Here is a 5,269-nt window from a genome sequence, read left to right on the forward strand (position 1 = left end):
ACCGCGCAGCCGCGTCAAGGGGTGCTGCACAACTCGCGCCCCGTTAGAGCGCTCGCGGATGCGGTCAGCCAAGTCGGCCGGGTGCGTGCTCTTATCCGCTGCGGCGCATACCGCCGCGCACGCCTCGCGCTCTGCGGAAATGGCGGCCCGCCACGCATGGTGGTATTCGGGCATCGGGCCTTGTAGGTATTCGCCGTCAGTGCTCTTGACCAACCACTCTGGCGGGAACTTCTCGGATACGCACCACTGTTCAAAAGTCATCACTTGCTCTCCGTCAGCGCTCTAACCAGTTATTCGAGCGGACTGCCTACGGCAGCCGCTCAATTCAGTCGTTGGAAGGCAAAAATAAGTAGACGTAGGTCAGGTGCGCAAGCTCCCTGACAAAGATTGTCCAAGCGACGCTGTCAGGGAGCACCCTGACCTACGGGTTTTCTGGCGTCGTGCGGCGTTTCAGCAGATGTTCCGGCTGAGCGACGGCCCCAGCTTGTTGGCAAGCGCCAGCGGCAGCCGCCGCCAGAGCGCGGTGAACAAACGATAGCGCGGATCGTCGGGATCGTTGATCGGTGTGCGCCCGCGTAACACGCGGTATTCATAGTGCAGGGGTTCGGGTTTGAAGCCCCACAATTTCTTGAACCCGGACGACCCGCCTCCCAGACGGCTGCGGCCGGCGTTGAAGGTGTGCAGCCCGCGTTGCGCGGCGCGTCCGAGCAATTCCCAATACAGGAAGTCGTTGCCGGCCACGGCGCGCGCCTGTTCAGTTCCGCCGGCGTAGTACGGCATCGTCTCGCCGCGGAACAGAAAACTCATGGCTGCGGCAATCGTCCGGCCGTCCTGCGTTATCGTCATGACTTCGCAATCACTGCCGAATGCGGTTCTCAGTTCCGTGAAATAACGGCGCGGATAAACCGGGCTGCCGAGCTTGCGCATGGCCTCGGCATAGGCGCGGAGAAAATGCTCGACATCATCCTCGATTGCGCAGCGCAAACCGGCGCGCTGCGCTTTGCGCACCATCGCGCGCCGCTTGCCGGGAATCGCCGAAAAATTGTAAGCGGCCGCCGCGCTCAATTCCGCTTTGAACAAAACGTAGGATTCGTCGCATGCCCAGTCGGCGTGTGCTCGGCATGGCGTGCGGTATTCGAGATAATCGACATCGAGGGCGAGCGCGAGATTTTGTGCTGCCGCGTCGAGCGCGTCGCGCGCCGGTTGATTCGCCGCGGCTATGCCGGCCTGCACGCAATACGGCAGCGAGATCAGCGCGTGGCCGATCAGCCTGCCCTTGACTTCGGCGAGCGGCAGAACGCCCTGGAGACCGCCGGCGTTTTCTGCATACAGAAAATGCGTGCGCCAGCCGAAGATGTTCTCGATGATGGATCGCCATTCGGCGCGATGAAAGAAACTCGCATCCGGGCAAGCGAAAACAAACTCGTTCCAGCGCGAGAAATCGGCATCGCCTAACGTGGCGACGCGCAAGTCCACGCGATTTCGCGCGGCGAAGGAAGTCGCAGGCGGAGGCGCACTATTTTCGGCCTGACTGTCGAAGGGCGTTTTGGCGATGCTTGTGTAGTGTCCTGTTCCCAAGATGAATGTCATATGTTTCCGTTCGCCCCCCGATTAAAGCATTCGAGGGCAGGTTCTGAGCTCATCGGAGGCCGTTCAATGCTTCGACAGGCTCAGCACGACGGCTTTTAACTTATGACCTTTATTTGCGAAACGCCACAGTAGCCGTTCGCGCGATCAGCGACGCGGTTCGCGCCGGTACGGCGCTCAGCGTACGGCAACCTCGCCTTTGCCCGCGCGCAGAGTGCCGATATTGCAGGCCAAAGCGAACCCGTGCTCGTGGAAAACAGCCAGCACCTTGGCCTCTGCATCCGGCGCGCAGGCGACGAGCAGGCCGCCGCTGGTTTGCGGATCGGTCAGCAGTTTTTTCTGCCACTCCGAAACGCCTTCCGCGAGCCGCACCGATTTTGCGTAGCTCGCCCAATTGCGCGTCGATGCGCCGGTCGCATAGCCCGCTTCGGCGAGCCTGAGCGCATCGGCCAGGATCGGCAGCCGATCGAATTCGATGTCCGCATCGAGCCCGGCGCCGCGGCACATTTCGAGCAGGTGGCCGAGCAGGCCGAAACCTGTGACATCTGTCAGCGCGTGCACGTCGGGAAGATCGGCAAGCGGCGCGCCGGGCGTGTTCAATTGCGTCGTGCTGGCGAGCATATCGCGATAGCCCGGCTCGCCGAGTTCGCCTTTTTTCAGCGCGGCGCTGAGAATGCCGATGCCGAGCGGCTTGCCGAGGATCAACACATCGCCGGCCTCTGCGCCGTCATTGCGTTTGACCTTGTCGGGATGCACGAGGCCGACCGCCACCAGCCCATAGATCGGCTCGGGCGAATCGATGGAATGACCGCCGGCGATCGGTATGCCGGCGTCATTGCAGACCGACGCGCCTCCAGCCAGAATCTGCTGGATGGCGGCGATCGGCAGCTTGTCGACCGGCATGCCGACGATAGCGAGCGCGAACAGCGGCTTCGCGCCCATGGCGTAAACGTCGGATAGCGCATTTGTCGCGGCGATGCGGCCGAAATCGAACGGATCGTCGACAATCGGCATAAAAAAATCGGTGGTCGCGACTATCGCCTGCTCGTCGTTGATGCGGTACACCGCGGCATCGTCGCTGGAATCATTGCCGACCAGAAGATCCGGGCACAATGCGGCAAGCGGCGAAGCCGACAAAATATCGCTGAGCAAGGCAGGTGCGATTTTGCAGCCGCAACCGCCGCCGTGGGAAAACTCGGTCAGTCGTATCGGCGTTTTTGTCGAAGTATCCATGGCGCTATAAAGAGGACTGCTGGTTTCAGGTAGACTAATATCGGTCTCTGTGCGTGGTTCCGTCAGTCAAGGAACCTTGAATTTCATTCCCGCCCCCGATTCAAGCTTTCGAGGGCAGGCCCAAGCGGGAATCCGGAGTTGTCCAACTTAGCTGATTGTGCAAGCCTCTGGATGTGCGCCTGCTTTCGAAGCTTGAATCGGGGCGGGTGTGACCACGATGGGATTTATATCGGAGCACTTCTTGGCGTCATCGGACATTGTTACCGTAGCACAGCTCACCGAGTTTGACGAGATCATCGACGCGCGCTCGCCGGCTGAATTCAGCGACGACCACATTCCCGGCGCGCTGAATTTTCCGGTGCTCAGTGATGACGAGCGCGCGCAGATCGGGCTGCTCTACAGCGCATCGTCGTTCCGCGCCAAAAAAATCGGCGCGGCGCTGGTCGCGCGCAATATCGCGCAGCATCTCGATACCAATTTTGTCGACAAACCGAAAGCCTGGCGGCCGCTGGTCTACTGCTGGCGCGGCGGCGCGCGCAGCGAGGCGTTCACGCATGTGCTGCGTCAGGTCGGCTGGAACGCGCGTCGGCTGCAAGGCGGCTATAAAGCTTACCGCCGCGCTGTCGTCGCCGATCTGCAAATGTTGCCGGCGGATTTCGACTGGCGCGTGATTTGCGGATTGACCGGCAGCGGTAAAAGCCTGCTGCTGCAGGCGCTGGCTGCGCACGGCGCACAGGTGCTCGATCTCGAACAGATGGCAGCGCACCGCGGATCGGTGCTCGGCCAGTTGCCGGACCAGGCGCAACCGACGCAGAAAATGTTCGACAGCCGGGTATGGTCGGCGTTACGCGGTTTCTCCGATTCGAAGCCGGTTTATGTCGAAGCCGAAAGCCGCAAGATCGGCAACCTGCGGGTTCCCGAAAACCTGATCGCCGGCATCTGGCAAGCGCCGTGCGTGCGCCTCGAAGCGCCAATCGCGTTACGCGTACAGTTGCTGAAAAACGAGTACGCGCATTTTCTGCGCAACGTTCCCGCGTTGAATGCCAAGCTGCAATGTCTGACCGCCTTGTATGGCCACGTCATCATCGACCGCTGGATGGCGCTCGCGAAAAACAGCGAATGGGACGCGCTGGTTCAGGAGTTGCTGGAACGGCATTACGATCCGGCCTACACGCGTTCGACGCTCACGCATTACCAGCGTTATGACGAATGCATCGAGATACGCGCGACTGGCAGCAAAGCCGCCAGCTTCAAGGAACTTGCTGGTGCTCTGCTAAAAGACGAAACGGTTACCACTGCTATCGCTGAGCCGATATGCCCTTGATCGGCGGTACCCCATCGCAGCCATTCCCGCGAAGCTTGTCCCAGCGCGCTTAAAGCCGGGAGCGGAAATCTAGAGTTATCCAACATCTGATTATGCAGACCTCTGGGTTCCCGCTTGGGCGGGAAATGACAACATTAACCAAAACTTCCTTGATGGCTTGGTAGCGCCGCTGGCGCTGCGCCCACCTACTAACTGACCATGACCCAACGCAAATCTGCTTCCATCGTCACCCGGCTGCGCTCCGAAACCAAGCTGTTCGTGCTCGACACCAACGTGTTGATGCACGATCCGACCAGTCTGTTTCGCTTCGAGGAGCACGATATTTATTTACCGATGGTGATACTCGAAGAACTCGACAACAACAAGAAAGGCATGTCGGAAGTCGCTCGCAATGCGCGCCAGGCGAGCCGCTTTCTCGACGATATCGTCAACAACGCCGTGGCCGATATCGAAGCCGGCATCCCGCTCGAAGATCACGGCACCAAGAACGCGACCGGCCGTCTGTTTTTGCAAACCCAGGCGATCGGCGCCGAACTGCCGGCCACGCTGGCCAGCGGCAAGGCCGACAACCGCATCATCGGGGTGGTGCTGCATCTGCAGGCGACCCATCCCAAACGCCAGGTCATTCTGGTCAGCAAAGACATCAATATGCGCATCAAGGCGCGCGCCTTGAGTCTGGCCGCCGAGGATTATTTCAACGACAAGACGCTCGAAGACACCGATCTGCTCTACACCGGCATGCTCGAATTGCCGGCCGATTTCTGGGATGCGCACGGCCATGAGATGGAATCGTGGCAGCAAGGCGGGCAAACGTTTTACCGCGTGCGCGGTCCACTGTGCGCGGATTTTCTGGTCAATCAGTTCGTCTACCTGGAAAACGCCAAACCGTTCTACGCGCTGGTCAAGGAGATCAGCGGCAAGACCGCAATCCTGCAAACCGTGCGCGATTACACGCACCAGAAAAACAATGTGTGGGGCATCGTCGCGCGCAATCGCGCCCAGAATTTCGCGCTGAATTTGCTGATGAATCCGGATGTCGATTTCGTCACCCTGCTCGGCCAGGCCGGAACCGGCAAGACGCTCCTGACCCTGGCTGCCGGCCTGATGCAGACCCTCGAGCACAAG

Annotated in this window: 4 protein-coding genes; 2 read left to right on the forward strand and 2 right to left on the reverse strand. The window is 60.4% G+C overall.

The annotated features are described in order from the left end of the window. Window positions 1-450 precede the first annotated feature (450 nt). A complete protein-coding gene (locus H0V78_00255; GenBank protein ID MBA2350259.1) occupies window positions 451-1,590 on the reverse strand; it encodes a FemAB family PEP-CTERM system-associated protein in 1,140 nt (379 codons plus the stop codon). A gap of 174 nt (window positions 1,591-1,764) precedes the next feature. After that, the gene (selD, locus tag H0V78_00260) at window positions 1,765-2,820 is read right to left on the reverse strand and encodes a selenide, water dikinase SelD (protein ID MBA2350260.1); all 1,056 of its coding nucleotides are present in this window, start codon (window positions 2,818-2,820) and stop codon (window positions 1,765-1,767) included. Window positions 2,821-3,037: 217 nt separating this feature from the next. Here selD and mnmH point away from each other — a divergent pair, with 217 nt between their 5' ends. Both mnmH and H0V78_00270 read left to right on the forward strand, forming a co-directional pair. After that, complete coding sequence (gene mnmH / locus H0V78_00265) at window positions 3,038-4,144, forward strand: tRNA 2-selenouridine(34) synthase MnmH (protein MBA2350261.1); 1,107 nt, start codon at window positions 3,038-3,040, stop codon at window positions 4,142-4,144. A 198-nt stretch (window positions 4,145-4,342) separates the two neighbouring features. Then, the coding region (locus H0V78_00270; GenBank protein MBA2350262.1) for a PhoH family protein at window positions 4,343-5,269 on the forward strand (927 nt) is incomplete at its 3' end.

The sequence above is a fragment of the Burkholderiales bacterium genome (genome assembly GCA_013695435.1).
GTDB lineage: Bacteria > Pseudomonadota > Gammaproteobacteria > Burkholderiales > JACMKV01 > JACMKV01.

Bases quoted from the DNA above. Each gene is read 5' to 3' on its own strand.
- selD (MBA2350260.1), bottom strand. From the start codon at position 2,820: ATGGATACTTCGACAAAAACGCCGATACGACTGACCGAGTTTTCCCAC.
- H0V78_00255 (MBA2350259.1), bottom strand. From the start codon at position 1,590: ATGACATTCATCTTGGGAACAGGACACTACACAAGCATCGCCAAAACG.
- mnmH (MBA2350261.1), top strand. From the start codon at position 3,038: ATGGGATTTATATCGGAGCACTTCTTGGCGTCATCGGACATTGTTACC.